Origin of the sequence: Kitasatospora sp. NBC_01300 (genome assembly GCF_041435235.1) — a bacterium.
In the GTDB taxonomy this organism is placed as follows: Bacteria; Actinomycetota; Actinomycetes; order Streptomycetales; family Streptomycetaceae; genus Kitasatospora.
The window spans coordinates 4997926-5015349 of record NZ_CP108408.1 but is presented as its reverse complement, the minus strand read 5'-3'; the positions used below and the strand labels follow the sequence as shown (position 1 = coordinate 5015349).

16 protein-coding genes are annotated in these 17424 nt (G+C 73.9%); 6 read left to right on the top strand and 10 right to left on the bottom strand.

Annotated elements, in window-relative coordinates; translation table 11 throughout:
• The first annotated feature begins 116 nt into the window (after positions 1-116).
• A complete protein-coding gene (locus OG556_RS22325; protein WP_371518687.1) occupies positions 117-1433 on the top strand; it encodes a nicotinate phosphoribosyltransferase in 1317 nt (438 codons plus the stop codon).
• A gap of 311 nt (positions 1434-1744) precedes the next feature.
• Positions 1745-2335, top strand: a complete 591-nt coding sequence (locus tag OG556_RS22320) for an isochorismatase family protein (protein WP_371518686.1) — start codon at positions 1745-1747, stop codon at positions 2333-2335.
• Positions 2336-2411: 76 nt separating this feature from the next.
• Here the strand turns inward: OG556_RS22320 and OG556_RS22315 are convergent, their stop codons facing one another.
• Positions 2412-3419 carry a hypothetical protein gene (locus OG556_RS22315; protein ID WP_371518685.1) on the bottom strand — a complete coding sequence of 336 codons (1008 nt, stop codon included), beginning with the start codon at positions 3417-3419 and terminating at the stop codon, positions 2412-2414.
• Positions 3420-3675: 256 nt separating this feature from the next.
• Here OG556_RS22315 and OG556_RS22310 point away from each other — a divergent pair, with 256 nt between their 5' ends.
• Both OG556_RS22310 and OG556_RS22305 read left to right on the top strand, forming a co-directional pair.
• A complete protein-coding gene (locus tag OG556_RS22310; RefSeq protein WP_371518683.1) occupies positions 3676-4248 on the top strand; it encodes a hypothetical protein in 573 nt (190 codons plus the stop codon).
• Positions 4249-4922: 674 nt separating this feature from the next.
• Complete coding sequence (locus OG556_RS22305; RefSeq protein ID WP_063349204.1) at positions 4923-5363, top strand: hypothetical protein; 441 nt, start codon at positions 4923-4925, stop codon at positions 5361-5363.
• A 6-nt stretch (positions 5364-5369) separates the two neighbouring features.
• Here OG556_RS22305 and OG556_RS22300 read toward each other — a convergent pair whose 3' ends face one another.
• The 5 genes from OG556_RS22300 to OG556_RS22280 all read right to left on the bottom strand — a co-directional run bounded on the left by OG556_RS22300 (position 5370) and on the right by OG556_RS22280 (position 10051).
• On the bottom strand, positions 5370-5936 hold the full coding sequence (locus OG556_RS22300) for a DinB family protein (RefSeq protein WP_371518682.1): 567 nt from the start codon (positions 5934-5936) through the stop codon (positions 5370-5372).
• A gap of 87 nt (positions 5937-6023) precedes the next feature.
• Positions 6024-7253: a S8 family serine peptidase gene (locus tag OG556_RS22295; protein WP_371518681.1), complete on the bottom strand. Its 1230-nt coding sequence runs from the start codon at positions 7251-7253 to the stop codon at positions 6024-6026.
• Positions 7254-7339: 86 nt separating this feature from the next.
• Positions 7340-8740, bottom strand: a complete 1401-nt coding sequence (locus OG556_RS22290; RefSeq protein ID WP_371518679.1) for a WXG100 family type VII secretion target — start codon at positions 8738-8740, stop codon at positions 7340-7342.
• Between the two features lie 44 nt (positions 8741-8784).
• Positions 8785-9210, bottom strand: a complete 426-nt coding sequence (locus OG556_RS22285; RefSeq protein WP_371518677.1) for a hypothetical protein — start codon at positions 9208-9210, stop codon at positions 8785-8787.
• 97 nt (positions 9211-9307) lie between these two features.
• The gene (locus tag OG556_RS22280) at positions 9308-10051 is read right to left on the bottom strand and encodes an endonuclease V (protein ID WP_371518676.1); all 744 of its coding nucleotides are present in this window, start codon (positions 10049-10051) and stop codon (positions 9308-9310) included.
• A gap of 202 nt (positions 10052-10253) precedes the next feature.
• Here OG556_RS22280 and OG556_RS22275 point away from each other — a divergent pair, with 202 nt between their 5' ends.
• Positions 10254-10496 carry a hypothetical protein gene (locus OG556_RS22275; RefSeq protein WP_371518675.1) on the top strand — a complete coding sequence of 81 codons (243 nt, stop codon included), beginning with the start codon at positions 10254-10256 and terminating at the stop codon, positions 10494-10496.
• A 42-nt stretch (positions 10497-10538) separates the two neighbouring features.
• On the opposite strand, the gene OG556_RS22270 is transcribed toward OG556_RS22275, so the two are convergent.
• Together OG556_RS22270 and OG556_RS22265 are read right to left on the bottom strand one after the other, a co-directional pair.
• On the bottom strand, positions 10539-11312 hold the full coding sequence (locus OG556_RS22270; protein WP_371518674.1) for an RDD family protein: 774 nt from the start codon (positions 11310-11312) through the stop codon (positions 10539-10541).
• Between the two features lie 128 nt (positions 11313-11440).
• Positions 11441-13090, bottom strand: a complete 1650-nt coding sequence (locus tag OG556_RS22265) for an RDD family protein (RefSeq protein ID WP_371518672.1) — start codon at positions 13088-13090, stop codon at positions 11441-11443.
• A 399-nt stretch (positions 13091-13489) separates the two neighbouring features.
• Here OG556_RS22265 and OG556_RS22260 point away from each other — a divergent pair, with 399 nt between their 5' ends.
• On the top strand, positions 13490-13906 hold the full coding sequence (locus tag OG556_RS22260) for an SsgA family sporulation/cell division regulator (RefSeq protein ID WP_371518671.1): 417 nt from the start codon (positions 13490-13492) through the stop codon (positions 13904-13906).
• A 125-nt stretch (positions 13907-14031) separates the two neighbouring features.
• Here the strand turns inward: OG556_RS22260 and OG556_RS22255 are convergent, their stop codons facing one another.
• Together OG556_RS22255 and OG556_RS22250 are read right to left on the bottom strand one after the other, a co-directional pair.
• Positions 14032-15432, bottom strand: a complete 1401-nt coding sequence (locus tag OG556_RS22255) for a glycosyltransferase 87 family protein (RefSeq protein WP_371518670.1) — start codon at positions 15430-15432, stop codon at positions 14032-14034.
• Positions 15433-15657: 225 nt separating this feature from the next.
• On the bottom strand, positions 15658-17292 hold the full coding sequence (locus OG556_RS22250; RefSeq protein WP_371518668.1) for a cellulose binding domain-containing protein: 1635 nt from the start codon (positions 17290-17292) through the stop codon (positions 15658-15660).
• Between the last annotated feature and the right edge of the window lie 132 nt (positions 17293-17424).

The following is a 17424-nucleotide window of genomic DNA, read 5'->3' as shown; positions in this document are numbered from 1 at the left end:
CCGTCCACGCCTCTTCAGCCCCATGCTGCCATCCGGGGGACCCCCGGGCGATTCCGGCCCGGCTCGCAGCACGAGAAATCGTCACTCTGACGCTAAGTGGTAGTAGCATCATCCGCATGGACGCCACTTCAGTGCGCGCGGCCGGTTCGACCGCGCTCCTCACCGACCGCTACGAGCTCACCATGCTGCAGGCCGCCCTGCGCAGCGGGGCCGCGCACCGCCGCTCCGTGTTCGAGGTGTTCACCCGCCGCCTGCCCAGCGGTCGCCGCTACGGCGTCATGGCCGGCACCGGCCGGGTGCTCGACGCCATCGAGAACTTCCGCTTCACCACCCCGCAGCTCGACTGGCTGGCCGGCCAGGACGTGGTCGACGAGGACACCCTGCGCTACCTCGCCGACTACCGCTTCACCGGCGACATCCACGGCTACCCCGAGGGCGAGGTCTACTTCCCCGGCTCGCCGCTGCTCACCGTCGAGGGCAGCTTCGCCGAGGCGGTGATCCTGGAGACGGTGATCCTCTCGATCCTCAACCACGACTCCGCGATCGCGGCCGCCGCCTCCCGGATGACCGCCTCCGCCGGCGGCCGCCCGGTGATCGAGATGGGCGCCCGGCGCGCCCACGAGCAGGCCGCCGTCGCCGCCGCCCGGGCCGCCTACGTGGCCGGCTTCGCCGCCACCTCCGACCTGGAGGCCGGCTTCACCCACGGCATCCCGACCACCGGCACCGCCGCCCACGCCTTCACCCTCGTCCACGACAGCGAGCGGGACGCCTTCCGCGCGCAGATCGCCTCCATGGGCAAGGGCACCACGCTGCTGGTCGACACCTTCGACCTGCGCGAGGCCGTCCGCACCGCCGTCGAGGTGGCCGGCCCCGAACTGGGCGCCGTCCGGATCGACTCCGGCGACCTCACCCTGCTGGCCCACCGGGTCCGCCGCCAGTTGGACGACCTCGGCGCCACCAAGACCCGGATCATCGTCACCTCCGACCTCGACGAGTACGCCATCGCCGCGCTCGCCGCCGCCCCGGTGGACGGCTACGGCGTCGGCACCAGCCTGGTCACCGGCAGCGGCCACCCGACCTGCGCGATGGTCTACAAGCTGGTCGCCCGCGCCGAGAGCGCGGACGGGCCGCTGGTGCCGGTGGCCAAGCGCGCGGCCGGCGGCAAGACCAGCATCGGCGGCCGCAAGTGGGCCGCCCGCCGGCCCGACGCCGACGGCGTCGCCGAGGCCGAGGTGGTCGGCACCGGAGCGATCCCCGCCAACCTGGAGCCGCACCTGATGCAGGTGCCGCTGGTGCGGGCCGGCCGGGCCGTCGGCCGCGAACCGCTCACCGCCGCGCGCGAACGGCACATCCGGGCCCGGGCCGCGCTGCCGCTCTCGGCCACCCAGCTCTCCAAGGGCGACCCGGTCCTGCCGACCGAACTCGTGCTCTGACCCCGTCCCGGCCGACCGGCGCGGACCGGGGGACGACCCCGGGGCCGGCCGCCGGTCCGCCGGTTCGCCACGGTTCGCCGTGCCGCCGGTTCCGGGCCGCCGGTCCGCCGCGGTTCGCCGGTTCGCGCCGGGAGCCGGCCCGGGGTCCGCCCCAGCCCTTCCGCCCCCGCACGCCACTCCCTAGAGTCAGCCGTAGAGTTCCCCCGGAGCTCCCCGAGAACCCCCGAGCCCCGCCGCGGGCCGAGTACTCCCGAGGGCTCCCCCCACCAGGGCGCCGCCACGGCCGCCCCCCACATCCGAGGATGCGAGCCATGCACCGGGCACTGATCGTCGTCGACGTGCAGAACGACTTCTGCGAGGGCGGCAGTCTGGCCGTCGCCGGCGGCGCCGAGGTGGCCGCCGCCATCACCGATCTGATCGCCGAGTCCTCCCCCGGCTACCAGCACATCCTCGCCACCCGCGACCACCACATCGACCCGGGCGACCACTTCTCCACCGAGCCCGACTACGTCACCAGCTGGCCGGTGCACTGCGTGGCCGGCACCGAAGGCGTGGGCTTCCACCCCAACTTCGCCCCGTCCGTCATCTCCGGCGCGGTCGAGGCGGTCTTCGACAAGGGCGCCTACTCGGCGGCGTACAGCGGTTTCGAGGGGTTGGACGAGAACAACCGCGGCCTGGTGGAGTGGCTGCGCGAACGGCAGGTCGACGAGATCGACGTGGTCGGCATCGCCACCGACCACTGCGTCCGGGCCACCGCCCTGGACGCCGCCCGGGCCGGCTTCACCACCCGCGTCCTGCTCGACCTCACCGCCGGGGTCGCGCCGGCGACCACCACCGCCGCGCTGGCCGAACTGCGGGCCGCCGGGGTCGAGTTGGTCGGCGCCCCGGTGGTTCGGGCGTAGCCCCGACCCCAGCTCCGTCTCCGGCTCCGGTTCGGGAGCGGCCCCGGACGCGGGTACCGGCGGATCCGGTCCGGAGCTAACCGACCATCAACTCCACCACGTCCGAACCGCCCACCCGGTGGGCCTCGCGCAGTTCGGCGCCGACCGCGTCCCGGTCGGCCGCGAGCCGGGCGCCGGAGACGTACACCACCCGGATCCCCAGGTACTCCATCCGGTGCTGGCCGCCGCGCACCCAGGCGGCCTCGCCCTCGCTGACGCAGCGCAGGTCCGAGTCCACCTCCACGGCGACGCCCTGCTCCGGCCAGTAGAGGTCCGGGACGGCGATGTACGTGCCGCCGCGCATCCGCAGCTCGGGGCCGACCAGCGGGACGGGCAGCAGGCACTCGTCCACCAGTTCGCCGACCCGCTCCAGGACGAAGTCCCGCTCACCGGCCAGCAGTTCGTCCAGGGCGGCGCGCACCCCGGGCTCGCCGGTCAGCCCGGAATCGGTCAGCTCGGAGGCCAACTCCCTTATGGTGCAGGGGCCTTCGGGCCGCGAGACGGCCTCGCGCAGCAGCTCCCGCACCGGCACCGGGGCGCCGCCCTCCTCCGCGGTCCACTCGCACAGCGCGTCCGCGACCGCCCGGGCGACCGGCGCGCAGGCCAGCCCGTGCACCGATCGGGCCACCAACTCCCGTTCGGTGCGCCGGATCCGCACCTCTCCGGCGTCCTTCAGCCGGCGCTGGCGGGGCACCAGGACGTCCACCCCGGTCACCGCCGGCAGCCGGGGCACCGCGGCGAAGCCGTACAGCGCGAGCGCGGCCGCACCGGTGATCACCGCGCCCTCGCGGCGGCCCTCCTCGCGACCGTTCTGCGCCGCGTACAGCAGGGCGGCCCACATCCGCTGCTCCGGGGTCGGCCCGTCGGACTGCAGCAGGTACACCCGGGGCAGCAGCCGCCGCCAGGGCCCGCCGCGACGGCAGTGCTCGGTGATGACCCGGGCCGGCACGCCCCGGGCGCGCAACTGGCTCGCGGTGACGACGTTCTGTTGACGCTTCGCCAGCTCCTCCAGGGACGGCGGCGGCGTGGGAATCCGGTAGCTCATGCGGACACCATCCCCAACCGCTCCGACCCGCCACCGGCCACCTGACGCACTGTTACCCAACCGTCGCGAAACCGGGATCAGCTCGCACTAAAGTCCCCATACCCTCACTCAATCGGAGTAATTGACGGTCGTCAGGTTGTCATATCTGATCGAAACCGATCGCCCACCAGGCCGCCTGACCCAGAGTGACCAAAGGCATACGCCGGGAGACCCTTCAGGCGTCAAACCCGCCCCGGGAATTGCCTAGGCTTGCGTCATGTCACGTGACGAGACCGCCGGCCTCCGCGCGGCCCAGCTCCGCCTTGGCCGTCTGCCCGGATACGTCCGCCGCCCGGACCCGGCCCGCCGCAGCGGCGAACAGGGCCATACGTACAAGAAGGGCTGGGAGGTCCGCTTCACCGCCCGCAGCGAGGCCGAGATAGCCGAGATCCGCGACCTCGTGGTCGCCGCCGGGTTCGCCCCGGCCAGACCCTTCTTCAAAGGCCACCAGCTCATCCAGCCGGTCTACGGCATGGCCGCCGTCCAGGCCTACCTGGCCGCGAGACAGGCGGCCGAGGAACACGCCGCCCGCACCGCGCTCGGCCGCCGCCGACGAACCGCCGGCGGACACCCCGCCACCGGACACCCCACCGGCGCCGCACACCCCGCCACCACCGGGCACCCCGGCGGCGCCGCGCACCGGTGCGAACGCGAGGAGGCCACCGCCGAGGCCGCTGCGGCCGCCCAACTCGCCCGGCGGCGGGCCATCGAGTCCTTCCCCGCCCAGGTCGAACGGAGCAGCGCCGTCGACGACCGCCTCTCCCCGACGGAGGCCCGACCGCAGTCCTGACGGCAGACCACCCCACCCGCGCCTCGACCCCCGGGCCTGACGGCCCCAGGCCGCCGAGGCGTGGCCGACGTGCACGGTGGCGGCCAGCAGGCGCGGGACCGCCCGGATCAGCGCCTGCTCCGCCCCCTCGGCCACCCGGGTGCGCCGCCGCCACGGCGAGCGCACCGCCCACCATCACCGCCGCCTCTGCCCGCCACGCCCGCCTCGCATCCACCGCCCGCACCCGGGCCGCGCGCCCCCTGTGGAGACATGCACGGCGGCGCCCATCCGGCCCGTCACGCCACGCCGGTGCGGGCGCGACCGAAGGTGTGGTTGCGCGGATGGTTGTGCGGCCGCAGCTTCGCGCCGTGGGCGTGGACGCCAGCCTCCATAAGCCCTACGGTGGCACATCAACCGTCCTGCAACCACGGCCCTTCTGCACCCCCTGACCAGCCGCGACGCGCTCGCAACTACACCCCCCGCACCACTGCGCCACCCTCCCCCACCGATCCCCCGCCCGGCCGCCCCACCACCGCCACACCACCGCGCCCCACCGGTCGACACCGGAACCGGCCGAGCGGCGGCGGGTTCCGGGCATTCAATCCGATTGGTAACCCAGCGCACCGAGGGCATATCGTAGAGTGAGCGCAGATGATCGACCGTCAGCCACCCATCTCCCTTTCCGAGAAGCCGAGATGACCAACCGTCACGCGAGTTCCGCCGAGCCGCCCCCGAGGCCCGGTGAACCGGAGGACGTACCACTGGAGTTCGCCGCCTTCTGCGAACTCCACCGCCCCCGGTACCTCAGCTACGCCCGGGTGTGGCTGACCGAGCACAGCAGCGCGGCCACCGCCGTCCAACAGGCGTTCGCCGAAATCGCCGTGCAATGGCGCGAGTTGCTGGGAAGCTCCAACCCCACCGCGAACGCCTGGCAGATCCTGCGCAGCACCGTCGCCGACCACACCCGGCACGTGCCCGCCGCACCGGACCGCCACCCCGCCGACGACGACCTGGCGATCCTGCACTACGTCGTCGGCCTCGCCGCCCCCGAGATCGCCGACGTCATCGGCACCGACACCGCCAGCGTCGCCGGCCGACTCCGGCGCACCATGCTGTGGGAGGCCTCCGGCTGGTGAGCCCCCTCAGACCCGCTCACCCGTCACGTCGAACAAGTGATGCACCGGGTCGTGGATCAGATAACGGGCAAACGACTCCACCGTGAACCGCGCCCCGTCACTACGCCCCCCGGTACGGCCCCACTGCTCGCCCGCCACCCGCCCGAACGCCGCCGCCAGCGCCTCCCCGGCCGCCGCCAACTCCCCGGCCACCACCGCCGGCACCTGCTCCCCGTACCGCTCGGCGACCGCCGTCTCGTCCTGGTCCCAGTTCGGGAACAGCGGGCCATCCTCGGCCAGCATCAGATCCAACCGGACCCGGAACAGCCGGAACACGTCCCGGACATGGCACGCGTACTCCAGCCCCGACCACACCCCCGGCCGCGGCCGCCGCCGCAAACCCTCCTCGGCCCCCGCCAACAACGCCACCCAGGCCTCCGCATTGGCCCGGACCATCCCGGCGACGTCCTCCCGCACCACCGCCGGAACATCCAGCCCACAATCCGGACACGGGCGTTCCAACACCCACGTCCAGTCCTTGCCGTCCGGAACGACCACACCCACCGGATCCACGCCACGCTCAGAAGCACTCATGGCCCCAGCATGGCCACCCCACCACCCGCCCCACCAGCGGCAAGGACGCCAACCGCCACCAAAATGCTGCCACCCCGCCCGCAGCCCTCAGCCGCCCGCACCCCTACGCCGCCGCACCCGCACCACCCACACCACGACCGCCACCACCCCACCGACCAGCACCCCCCACAACGCCACCCCCACCGCAACCCCGACCCCGAACCAGCCGCCCCCACCAGCCCCACCGGCCCCAGCCGCAGGCACCACGGCCTCGCCACCCGGCGGCTCCGTCACCCCGTCCCCCGCAGCCCCCTGCGACTCCGCCCGCCCCACCAACGGATTCTCCCGGGACCCGCCGTCCACCCCTGGATCGGCCTCCAACGCCTTCGCCGGCGCCAGCACCCCGAAGCCGTACCTGCTCCCCGGCACCGCCGACCCGTCCTGCGGCGGCGTGGCAGTCCTGATCATCCGATTGATCACCTGCCCCGCCGAAAGCTCCGGATACTTCGCCCGGATCAACGCGGCGGTGGCGGAGACGTAGGCGGTGGCATCCGAGGTGCCGTTGCCCACGCCGTAGCCGGCAGAGGTCTTCGCACCGGCCCGGTAGATCTCCGCCCCGGGGGCGACCAGCGTGGTCTCCGGCCCGTAGCTCGACTTCTCCCACAGTCGCCCCTGCCGGTCCACCGCGCCGACCGCCACCACTCCGGGGAAGGCCGCCGGGTACTGGACACCGCTCGGGCTGTCGCCGTTGTTCCCGGTGGCGGCGACCAGCACGACGTCCTTGGAGACCGCGTAGTTGACGGCTTCACGTGCCGGGGTGTCGAACCTCGACGTCCCCCCGAGCGACATGTTGACGACCTTCGCACCGTGATCCACGGCAAAGCGGATCGCCTCGGCGAGGCCGTTCTGCTGGATGTCCCGATTCTCGCCGTCGGTCCGTACCTTCACCGGCAGGATCTTCGCCTTCGGCGCCAAGCCCATGATCCCCGCCTGCGCACCGTGCCCGTGCCCTGCGATCAGGCTCGCCATCCCGGTGCCATGGCCGTCGCCGTCGGTACGGCCGTCCGTGTTCGTACCGGAGAAGTCACCCCCCGCAAGCACCTGTCCGGTGAGGTCCTGGTGGTCCTGGTTGACCCCACTGTCGACCACGCCGACGATCACGCCCTCGCCCTGGTTGACGGTCCAGACCTTCGTCTCGGCCTCGAAGGTCTTCAGGGCCCACTGCTTGTCTCTGATCTGATCCGCCGATGCCGTCGGTGCCATCGGTGCCGCGACACTCCAGATCAATGCCCCGGCGGCAAGGGCCGCTGTACCACGCGCCAACCGGCGGCTCGTCAAGCCTGGTCACCCCACTCAGCGAGGCGTCCCGCAGATCACCGACCTGCGGGACGCGATCAGATCACCCGTCCGTTTCAGGACCGGGCTCATTCCACCACGTTCGGATTGGCCGGCTTGTCCGGCGCCCAGGTCTCCTCGTCCTCAACGAGGTAGTCGGGCCTCCGACGGCCCTTCTCCCGGTCCTTCTCGTGCCGTTGCGCGCCGGTGAGCGGCAGGCCAGGGGCCATACCGCCTGGGCCGCCGGCACCGGGTTCGCCCCTGAGCCGGTTCCGGACTCCCAGGCCGGAACCGCCTTCCGTGAACGCCTGCTTGCCGCGCATTCCCTCGACCGGCCCTGCGGTCCCACCGACGATCCCACCAGGTCGGCCTGTGGACCCACCCATCGGCCGGGCGCCGGAGCCACCTCGACCCCCGATGCCCCCACCCGGTCCACGGCCGCCCGCCGGATCGTCACCGCCCGGCAGTGCCCGACCGCTGAATCCGACCTTGGCCTCGCCGATGCCGGGGCCGACCGGTAGACCAGCCGCCGCCGGGCCTGCGGGATTGGAGATCCCCTGCCCGCCGCTGCTTCCCGGGGTGCCGCCCGCAGCACCACCAGGCGGCACAACACCCGCCCCGGACACCTGAGTTCCCGGGATGGCAGTGGTGACCACAGTCCTGTCAGGGACGACCGCCGGCGTGTCGGCGACGCCCGCACCCGGGCCGTGGTTTACCGAGCCCAGGGGCTTCGGCGGAGTCTGCGCCGCGCCGCCCTTGATCCCCGAATCGGTCGGACCAGACGCGCTCCTCGACGTGGAGCGGGCTGGCACCGCCACTCTGGGGGACTTCGGGCTCTGTGCCGGCGGGCTGGTCGTCACCCGCCCTGATGTTCCCGCGACGCCGATCGAGGTTCCCGACATCATCGCGCTCGCCACCGCCGCCGCCCCAGCGGGATCGCCCTGTGGTGTCACATCGCGTGTCTCATCGGACGTCTGCAGCGGTGACAGATTCGGTGGCGGCTTCAGGGTGGGGGTGGCGATGCGGTAGTGCATGGCGAGGGTTTGCATGACGGTGGCGGCTTCGGCTTTTCGGCGGTCGGCGACGGGGATGTGTTCGTCGTCGCCGCCGAAGACGGAGGAGACGCCGTCGCCGACGGTGTCCTTGACCTTTTCCCAGGTGCTGGGTTCCTCGGGCATGTCGCGTTTGGCCTTGGCGATGGCCTCGGACATGTTGTGGAGGGTGTTGGCCGCGTCGTTGGCGTAGGAGGCGGCGTTGTTGATGCTGTCGGCGAGGTGGAGCATGCGGGTGTGGAAGGCGTCGCTGGTGGCGCCTTCCCAGGTGACGGCGGTTTCGGTGCTGGCGCGGGTGAGGGTGGCGCGGATGGCCTTGAGGGTGTCGGCGGCGTGGCGCCAGGGGTCGCCGGCGGCCATGACTTCGCCGGGGTTGAGGGCCTGGGCCATGGCGCGGAGTTGGGCGTGGCTGTAGGTGGTGAAGTCGGTGTAGGCCATGGGGGGTTCGCCTCCGTTCGGGCTCGGCCGGTGGTGGCCGGGGGTCAGGGGGCGGGTGGGGCGACGGTGCGCTCGTAGGCGGCCTTGCTGCCGGCGGAGGGGTTGGCGACGGACCAGCCGTCGTCGCCGAGTTCGAGTTTCTTCGCGGTGTGCTGGTCGTGTTCCTCGTAGCTGGTGGCGGTGAGTTCGGCGTTCTTCTGGGCTTCGTCGACGGCTTGTTGGAGTTGGTCGAGGACGTCGCGCAGGCCGTCGCGCATGGTGTTGTAGCGGTTGTGGATCTCGGTGGCTTCGGCGAAGGTGCCGAAGGCGGTCCTGCCGATGCCGCTGCGCCCGTGGGTGCCGGTGCCGTCGGCGTGGTGCTGGAATTCGGCGAGGAGGAGCCGGACTTGGGCGGCGAAGGCGCGGAGTTGTTCGACCTCGACGCGGTAGCCCCGGCCGGCGCCTCCGGTCGTGCCGGTTCCTGTTGCCACTTCGGCGCCTCCCCCGTGCGTCCGTGGGTCGCTGTCGGGGTGGGGCCCCGGTGTCTCATGTCTAACACACGGGGCCCGAATTCCGCCTGGTACCTGGTCAGTTCGCAGGCGTCCTGGCGTGGAGGGCGTCGGCGAGGGCGCGGCGGCAGAGGGAGTCGGCGTGCCGGGTGGTTTCGGGGAGCCGGTAGTGGGGGGCGAGTTGGAGGGTGGTGCGGACGGCGGTGTCGAGGCTGATGCGGTGGCCGATGGAGACGTAGACGGGTTTGACGCCGGGCCGGGTGCGGAGGGAGCGGCCGACTTCTTCGCCGGTGGCGGGGTCGGTGAGCGGGGTGGTGGAGCCGCGGGGGGTGTCGGGGTCGTGGTGGTGGAAGGTGAAGGGGGTTTTGGCGACGCCGAGGGTGCGCAGGCCGGTGAGGACGCCGAGGTGGCTGGCGAGGCCGAGGCGGCGGGGGTGGGCGAGGCCGTAGCCGTCGCAGACGACGGTGTCGGGGGTGCGGGTGAGGGCGGCGAGGGCGTCGAGGACGGCGGGGAGTTCGCGGAAGGCGAGCAGTCCGGGGGTGTAGGGGAAGGGGATGCGGCCGACGGCGGTGGACTGTTCGACGACGGCGAGGGTGTCGTGGTCGAGGAGGACGGCTGCGGCGGCGACGAGGTCGTGTTCGTCGTCGTAGGCGACGTCGACGCCGGCGATGAGCCGCCCGACCCCGCCGCCGGAACCGGAGCCTGAGCCTGAGCCGGAACCGTCGGGGTCGTCGGAGTCGTGGGTCTGGACGAGGGGGCGCAGGCGTTCCTGTTCGGCGAGTGCCTGGGCTTCGGTGGTGGGCCAGTCGGCGGGGATGGGCACGGGTGTTCCCCCGGGTGGGTGGGGCGGGCGCGGTCGGGTTCACCGTACCGAGGGGCGGACGACCCCGGGGTGAGCCTGTGCGCCCCCCGTGCTCCCGGTCCGGCGGGTTAGCCTGGACTTACCGAACTCCCTTGCCGGGCAGCACTTCTGGGACCGGCGCCATTCCCGCTCGTTCCCCCCGACGTGCGAAGGACCCCCCGCCATGCCGCGTCCGTCCGCTGCCCAGTACTGCCTCGGCTCGTTCACCGTCGTCGCCGCCACCGTGGCGCTGCTGGCCGTTTCGGGCGCCTCGGGCGTCCTGGAGGTCGCGGTGCTGGAGGGGTTCGCGCTGGCGCTCGGCACCGTGGTGACGGTGTTGTCGCTCGCCGTGTCCGGCCGGTCGGCGGCGAGGTCGGGAGCGGCCTCCCCGGCCCCGGCCGGACACGAGTACGCCCGGCAGCGCTAGCAAGCCAGTCCGCCGCCGGGCGCCCGCGGCCCGCTCGACCGGTCAGTCGGTGGTGACCACCACGGTCTTCGCGGCCTTGTCGTGGATGCACTGCCGGTAGGGCTTGTCGAAGACGCCGAACATCCCGTCGATGATCCACCAGAAGGCGGCGCAGCAGATCACGGCCGGGAGGATGTAGACGGCCGCGCGGGTCCAGGCGGCGCTCTGGGTGGGCTTGTTGCCGTCGATCAGCATGGCGACGCGGACGTGCATCGCCTTCTTGCCGAGGGTCTGGCCGTCCCGGCCGAGCATCAGGCCCTCGTAGAGGAGGTAGATGCCGCAGCCGAGCCAGAACGCGCCGACCTCGCCGGAGCGGTTGCTGAAGTCGGCGAAGGGGGCCACCACGATCACGGCGACGGCCTGGACGAGGAGGTAGTCGATCAGGCGGGCGATGATGCGCCTGGGCCAGCTGCCGATCGGCGGCATGCCGGGGACGGGTCCGGCGCCGGGGGTTCCGTAGCCGGTGGGGCCGTAGCCGGGCGGGGGCTGGTCGTAGGGGCTCTGGCCGTAGGGGCTGCCGCCGGGCGGGCTCTGACCGCCGGTCGGGCCGCCGTAGGTGCCGCCGTACGCGCCGGGGCCGTCGGACGGGGTGCCGGAGGTGCCGTCGGACGGGCCGCCGGCGGGCGGTGGGGCGGACGGCGGGTTCGGGTCCGACGGCGGGTTCGGGTTCGACGGCCGGTCTTCCGGCGTGCCGCCGCCCGGCTGCGGAGGCTGCTTGTCGAAGGAGGGCTGGCCGCCCCCCTCCGGCTGGGAGCCTGAGGGGTCGTGAGTGCTCATCCGTCGAGTAGAACATCACACATTCTCGCCGTTTGGGACATTCTGTCCGTTTTGCTGCCAGGGCCGGACGGCGCCTCCGCCCCGGATGATGCCTGCGCGCCGGGAGCCGGCCGCCACGCCGGGAGGCCTCAGCCGCGGACCACCCGGGTGCGGGCGGCCCGGTCCTGCCAGCCTCGCCGGGCCGGGCGGTCGAACACGGGCCAGACCAGGCCGACGAGCAGCAGCAGGCCGAGCTGCCTCACGGCCCACCGGAGCAGCGAGCGGCCGAGGCTCAGCCTGGTCCGGGCGGCGGGGGCGGCGGCGTCCGCCACCCGGATCCGGGCCAGCCGTTTGCCGAAGGTCTGGCCGGTGCGGGCGGTCGGCAGCACCTCGTAGAGCAGGCTGACGAAGAGCAGGATGCCGAGCAGGACCGCGACCTTGCCCAGCACCACGTCGTCCACCAGCCAGACCTGGACCTGACGCCGGGTGAGGGAACTGGCCATCCGGGCCTGGTCGAGCTTCTGCTGGAGGTGCTCGGACGCGGAGCGGCCGAGCGGGATTCCGGCGGCGACGGCGACCACGAGGAGTACGACGGTGTCCACGGCGCGCGCGGCCAGCCGGCGTCCGAGCCCGGCGGGCGTCGCGGAAGCGGGCACGGTGGGGGCGGGCACCGTGGGGGCCGGCTCGGCCGGGGCGGGGCGGCGCCGCGCGACGGCCTCCCGGGCCGGGCGCACGACCGGCAGCGACCCGGCGGGCGCGGCAGGCGCGGGAGCCCGGCCCTGGGCCCGGACCGGAGCCGCCCCGGCGGCGACCGGCGCGGCCGGGGCCGGTACGGCGGGCTCGGGCTCGGACGCGGGCTCGACGGCACGCCCGGCCCCGCGCGCAGCCGCCGGAACGGACGCCGCGACGGGCGACGGCGCCTCCCGCACCGCCACCGCCGCCGGGACGGTCGCGGGCGCTCCGGAGGCGGTGGCCACCTCCGCCCCGACCGAAGCGGCGGCCGGCATGCCGGCCGAAGCCCGGACCGGAAAAGCAACCGAAGCGCGGACCTGCCTCGCGCGCCCCTCTTCCTCGTCGGGCGCCCCCGAAAGCACCCCCCAGGAGATCCGGTGCGGCTCGCCATCCGCTTCCATCAGCCCCCGCCGTGCCGGCGGAACGGCCTGCCAGCCAGGCCCCTCCACCTCGCCCTGGCCGGCCGCACCCCCGACCGCCGAAACCTCGACCACCGGTTCGCCATGGACCTCTTCGCCCAGGACCGGCTCGTCGAAGACCACCTCCTCGAAGACCGCCTCCTCGAAGACCGGCACCTCGACCGCCGCCGCCGGCTCCGGCCCGGACGCCCCAGCCACCCCGGACGCCTCAGGGTTCGCGGGCGCCTCCGGCTCCCCGACCGTCCGGAACACCGGCCCGCCGATCACCTCCGCCGCCCGCGACCCGAGGACGAACTTCGCCCCGCCCGTGGTCTGGTCGAAGTACACCGGCCCGGTGTCCCCGCCCCCGCCGCGCGCGGTCCCGCCCCAGGACGGCTCCGGGGCCACCGTCTCCGGACCGGCCGCCTCCGGCACCGCCGGTGGCGGCACCGCCCGCGCCGCCCCCGCCGCACCGGCGGCGGGCCGCCGGGACGCGAACCGGGGCGGATCCAGCACCTCGCCCTCGGCGGGTGCGAGCCGGCTGGTGCCCGGCACCCAGGCCGAGCCGCCCCAGTACCGGACGAAGCCGGGGATGGAGGGGTCGGGGTAGTAGCCCGGCTCGGGTCCGACGGCCGAGTCGCCGGCGCCGGCGAAGGGGCGGTCCGTCATGGGGTCTTCTCTCCTGGCGGGTCCTGGCGGGGCCGACACGGCACGCCCGCCCGGCGCACCCGCGAGCCGCCCGGCGCGCGTGGGTGGGGGCACCGCCGGTAGGCGGAAAGTCGCCGGACAGTCACAAAGGGTAGTGCCTCGTCGCGGTGCCGACGGAAAGTTGGTCAATCACCGGACAGCGGAGGGCCCTCCGGGGTAAGGGCGGCCGAATCGTCCCGGCGCGCGGCGGGCGTCCGCGCGCCGGGATCCCCACCAGTCGCCGCCCCTCGTCTCACCCACCCCTCGTCGAACTTCCCGAAGAAATCCCGGAAACGTGTGTAAGAGCCGGCGCGGACCGCCCTCTCAAAGGTCACCGGGCCCGGAACCGGGCAGGAACCCAAGGCAGAGAGGAAGACGATCATGGAGCGCCCCACCGGCGTGGTCGAGCACGAACTGGAGCTGAACCTGGTGCTCTCCCCCGAGCACAGCGTCCCCGTCCCGGCCCGGCTGTCCTACGGCAGCCACGACCCGTACGCGGTGCACATCACCTTCCACCTGGACACCGGCTCCCCGGTGACCTGGGTGTTCGCCCGCGAGCTGCTGGTCGAGGGCACCTTCCGGCCGTGCGGCCAGGGCGACGTGCGGATCTGGCCGACCCGCTCGGGCCGGCGCAGCGTGCTCTGCCTGGCGCTGAGCTCCCCGGCCGGCGACGCCCTGCTGGAGGCGCCGCTGCCGGTCGTCGCGGCCTGGCTGGAGCGGGCCCACCGGCTGGTCCCGCCGGGCAGCGAGCTGGCCGCGCTGGACATGGACGGCTCGCTCGCGGACCTGCTTGCGTGAGCACGCGCAGGACCACCAGCACGCGCACGACCACCACCACGCGCGCGACCGCGAACGCACCGGCCGGCCACAGCGCGCAGCCGACCGGGACCGCGCGACGCGACGGGAGCCGCGCCCCCGCCGGCTCAGCGGGCCGCGGGGGCCTGCTGACGGCCGCGGGTGGCGTCCGGGCCACCGCCGTCGCGCTGTCCGGGCAGCCGGACCAGCGGTGCCCCGGCGGAGCGTCGCCGGGCCCTTATCCGGATGGCGGCGGCGAGCAGGAAGCAGAGCCCGACCCACGGGTAGACCGAGGTCGGCAGCTGGCGCAGCGGCCCCATGTGGAGGACGGCCGGCCCGAGCGGCTTGGCGGCCCACATCGCGAAGGAGAGGAACGCGAGCAGCGTCGCCCAGAAGGCGGCCCGCCAGCGCAGCCGGCGGACGCCGACCGGGCGGGCGTGCTCGACGGAGGCCTCGGTGGCGAGCAGGACGAGCACCGGCACGCACCAGACCCAGTGGTGGGTCCAGCTGATCGGTGAGATCAGCACGGCGGTGACGGCCGCGCAGCAGACGCCCCAGGCCTCGGCCCGGGGCAGCCAGCGGGCGCTGCGGTGGGCCCAGGCGGCGACGGCGAGGCCGGCCACCGCGACCAGGCCGGCCGCGAGGGTGGCGAGGGTGCCGGGGTCGGCGGTGTGCAGCAGCCGGGCGAGGGCGCCGCGCAGCGACTGGTTGTCGACGATCTCGGTCTTGCCGACCCGGGAGGAGTCGTAGAGGTACTTGGTCCAGAAGCCCCAGGTGGCGTCGGGCAGGAAGACGGCGCCGATCAGGAAGGTGCCGAGGAAGGTGAGGCCGGCCACGAAGGCGGCTCGGACCCGGCCGGTGATCAGCAGGTAGACGGCGAACAGGCCGGGGGTGAGCTTGAGGCCGGCGGCGATGCCGATCGCCATGCCCTTGCTGCGGCGGGCGTCCGAACGGGTGAGGTCCCAGAGGATCAGGCAGGCGAGCGCGAGGTTGATCTGGCCGTACCGGAGCGTGGTGAAGACGGGTTCGAGCCAGACGCCGAGGCCGGTCACCAGGATGACGCCGATCGGCCGCAGTTCGCGGCGCGGCCAGCCGACCAGCTTGAAGGACAGGTGGGTCAGCAGGGCGAGCAGCCCGAGGTTGCCGAGAGTGATCGCCACCCGGAGGAACGGGACCGGGAACCAGGTGGTGGGCACGAACAGCATGGCCGCGAACGGAGGGTAGGTCGCGGGCAGGTTCCACTCGGTGACGCGCAGTGCGTACAGGTCGGTGCCGTTGGCCACGGCGGCGCCCTCGGCCCGGTAGACGATCATGTCGACCATCGAGGTGTTGACGAAGTGGCGGACCACCGCGTACACGACCAGGGACAGGAGCGCCAGGGCCGAGGCGGCCAGCAGCGGTCGGCGGGGGGCCTCGCGCAGCGCGCGGACGGGGGCGCCGAGCGCGGTCCGCAGCCGGTCCGACAGGGGGGCGGGCGCGGGGTCGGGTGCGGTCCGCACCGGGCTCCGCTCGTCTTGCACCGCTGTCACCAGTCCACTCCGTCCACCGCTCGACCAATCGCCGACGATACCGGATGCGGGCCGCCCGGGCCTGGGCACAGGCGGTCACGCAAGGTGACGAATGGGCCCCGACCGGCCGTACTCCGTTGCGGGCGGAGCACGGACGGCCGGGGCCACCCGGCGAAGGGCTCAGGGCCTCAGCGACCTCAGGGGCCCAGGGCCTCAGGGACTCAGCGGCCCCAGCGGCCCCGCGCCTCAGCCCGTGTAGGCGCCGAGGGCCCGGGTGAAGTCCAGCGGCTGCTGGACGATGCTGCTGCAGCTGGCATCGGCGTAGGCCTTGGCCCCGCCGTCGCAGGCCTTGTCACGGGTGCCGGACCACATGGCCAGCCAGGCGAGGTGCCTGGACGCCGCGAAGTCGGCGAGCTGCTTGGCGTCGGCGACGGTGAAGACCTCGCTGGCGACGTCGTTGACGCCGATCATCGGGGTCACGGCGACCTTGCGCCAGGCGGCCGCGTCGTCCAGTCCGAGCACGCTCTTGACCTGGGCCTGGGTGGCGGTGGCTGCGGCGATCGCGTACTTGCCCATCTGGCCCTGCGGGTTCGGGGCGACGCCGTCGCCGAAGTCCATGGCCATGATGTTGACCGCGCCGATCGCAACGCCGTTGTTCTTGGCGTCGGCGACCAGGTTGACGCCCTCCTGGGTCAGGCCGGAGGGCAGCGCGGGCAGTGTGAAGGAGACGTCGAGCGCCTTGCCCTTGGCGGCGGCGTTCTTCTGCAGCTGGGCGATGGCCTGGGCGCGGCGGGTGTTGGCGGCGGTGTTGGCGATCGCGCCGCCCTCGACGTCGAAGTCGAGCCTGGTCAGGCCGTAGGCGTCGACGGTCTTCTGGTAGACGGCGGCCAGGTCGGCGGTGGAGCCGCAGGCGAGGGCCAGTTCGCTGCCGTTGGCGCCGCCGAAGGAGACCCGGACGTCGCCGCCGATCGCCCGCAGGGCGCCGATCTGGGCGGCCACCGCGTCGGCGGAGAGGTCGCTGACGCCGCCCCACTTGGGCTGGCAGCCGCCGCCGGACACGACGAAGGCGAGGGTGTAGTTCTTGACCCCGGTGGCCTTGGCGGTGGCGACCAGGTCGTACGGCGGGTAGAGCGAGGTGTCGACGTACGGGGCGAAGCCGGCCCCGGCACCGGCCGGGGGTACGGGCACACCGGTCGCCGTGGGGGTGGCGGTCGGGGTGGGGGTCGGCGCCGGGGTGGTCGGCTTCGCCGAGGGGGTGGCACTCGCGGTCCCCGTGGGGGAAGGGGCCGCGGTGCCGGTCCCGGTCGGCTTGGGAGGTGTCGACACCGGAGCGGTCGACACCGGAGCGGTCGGCACGGGACCGGTCGACACCGGACCGGTCGGCGCGGTGGTGGTGGGGCGGCCCGAGGGGGTGGGCGCGGTGCCGTCACCGGCCTTGCAGGAGGTGTTGTTGATCAGGCAGTTGCCGGGCTCGGCCTGCGCGGCACCGGCGCCCTGGGCGACGAAGCCGACCACCACGCTCCTGCCGGGCTCCAGCCGCTTGCTCCACGCCTCCGGCTTGACGGTGACGTGCTGGCCGGCGGCGGTGAAGGTGGCGTTCCAGAGCGAGTCGATCTTCGCGCCGGCCGGAAGGTCGAAGCTGAGCGTCCAGTCCTCGATCGGGCTGCTGTCCGGGTTGGTGACCAGGTACTGGCCGGTGTAGCCGGAGTCCCAGCTGCTGGTCCGGCTGTAGACGGCGCCGAGCGAGGCGGCGCTGGCCGAGGAGGCGAGGACGACGACACCGCCCGCGACCAGGGCGGCCGCGACCGCCGAGGCCCCGACGATCGCGCCCTTGCGGCCGCGCCTGCGGCGGCCGGGGCGGCGGTTGGGCTGGGTGGTCATGGCGCGTTACCTCCGGGGTGCCGTCGGTCGGCCGCGGTCCGGGCGCGGGTGCGTGCGGACGTCCGGGCGGCCGGCCCGGCTCGGTCGGGTGACCGGCGCGACCGACGCTAGCGGCGACCGGGAGGCCGAACC

Excerpts from the sequence above, each read along its gene's own strand:
- OG556_RS22275 (WP_371518675.1), top strand. The coding sequence starts at position 10,254 with ATGCCGCGTCCGTCCGCTGCCCAGTACTGCCTCGGCTCGTTCACCGTC.
- OG556_RS22310 (WP_371518683.1), top strand. The coding sequence starts at position 3,676 with ATGTCACGTGACGAGACCGCCGGCCTCCGCGCGGCCCAGCTCCGCCTT.
- OG556_RS22315 (WP_371518685.1), bottom strand. The coding sequence starts at position 3,419 with ATGAGCTACCGGATTCCCACGCCGCCGCCGTCCCTGGAGGAGCTGGCG.
- OG556_RS22270 (WP_371518674.1), bottom strand. The coding sequence starts at position 11,312 with ATGAGCACTCACGACCCCTCAGGCTCCCAGCCGGAGGGGGGCGGCCAG.
- OG556_RS22325 (WP_371518687.1), top strand. The coding sequence starts at position 117 with ATGGACGCCACTTCAGTGCGCGCGGCCGGTTCGACCGCGCTCCTCACC.
- OG556_RS22300 (WP_371518682.1), bottom strand. The coding sequence starts at position 5,936 with ATGAGTGCTTCTGAGCGTGGCGTGGATCCGGTGGGTGTGGTCGTTCCG.
- OG556_RS22305 (WP_063349204.1), top strand. The coding sequence starts at position 4,923 with ATGACCAACCGTCACGCGAGTTCCGCCGAGCCGCCCCCGAGGCCCGGT.
- OG556_RS22265 (WP_371518672.1), bottom strand. The coding sequence starts at position 13,090 with ATGACGGACCGCCCCTTCGCCGGCGCCGGCGACTCGGCCGTCGGACCC.
- OG556_RS22320 (WP_371518686.1), top strand. The coding sequence starts at position 1,745 with ATGCACCGGGCACTGATCGTCGTCGACGTGCAGAACGACTTCTGCGAG.
- OG556_RS22290 (WP_371518679.1), bottom strand. The coding sequence starts at position 8,740 with ATGGCCTACACCGACTTCACCACCTACAGCCACGCCCAACTCCGCGCC.
- OG556_RS22260 (WP_371518671.1), top strand. The coding sequence starts at position 13,490 with ATGGAGCGCCCCACCGGCGTGGTCGAGCACGAACTGGAGCTGAACCTG.
- OG556_RS22250 (WP_371518668.1), bottom strand. The coding sequence starts at position 17,292 with ATGACCACCCAGCCCAACCGCCGCCCCGGCCGCCGCAGGCGCGGCCGC.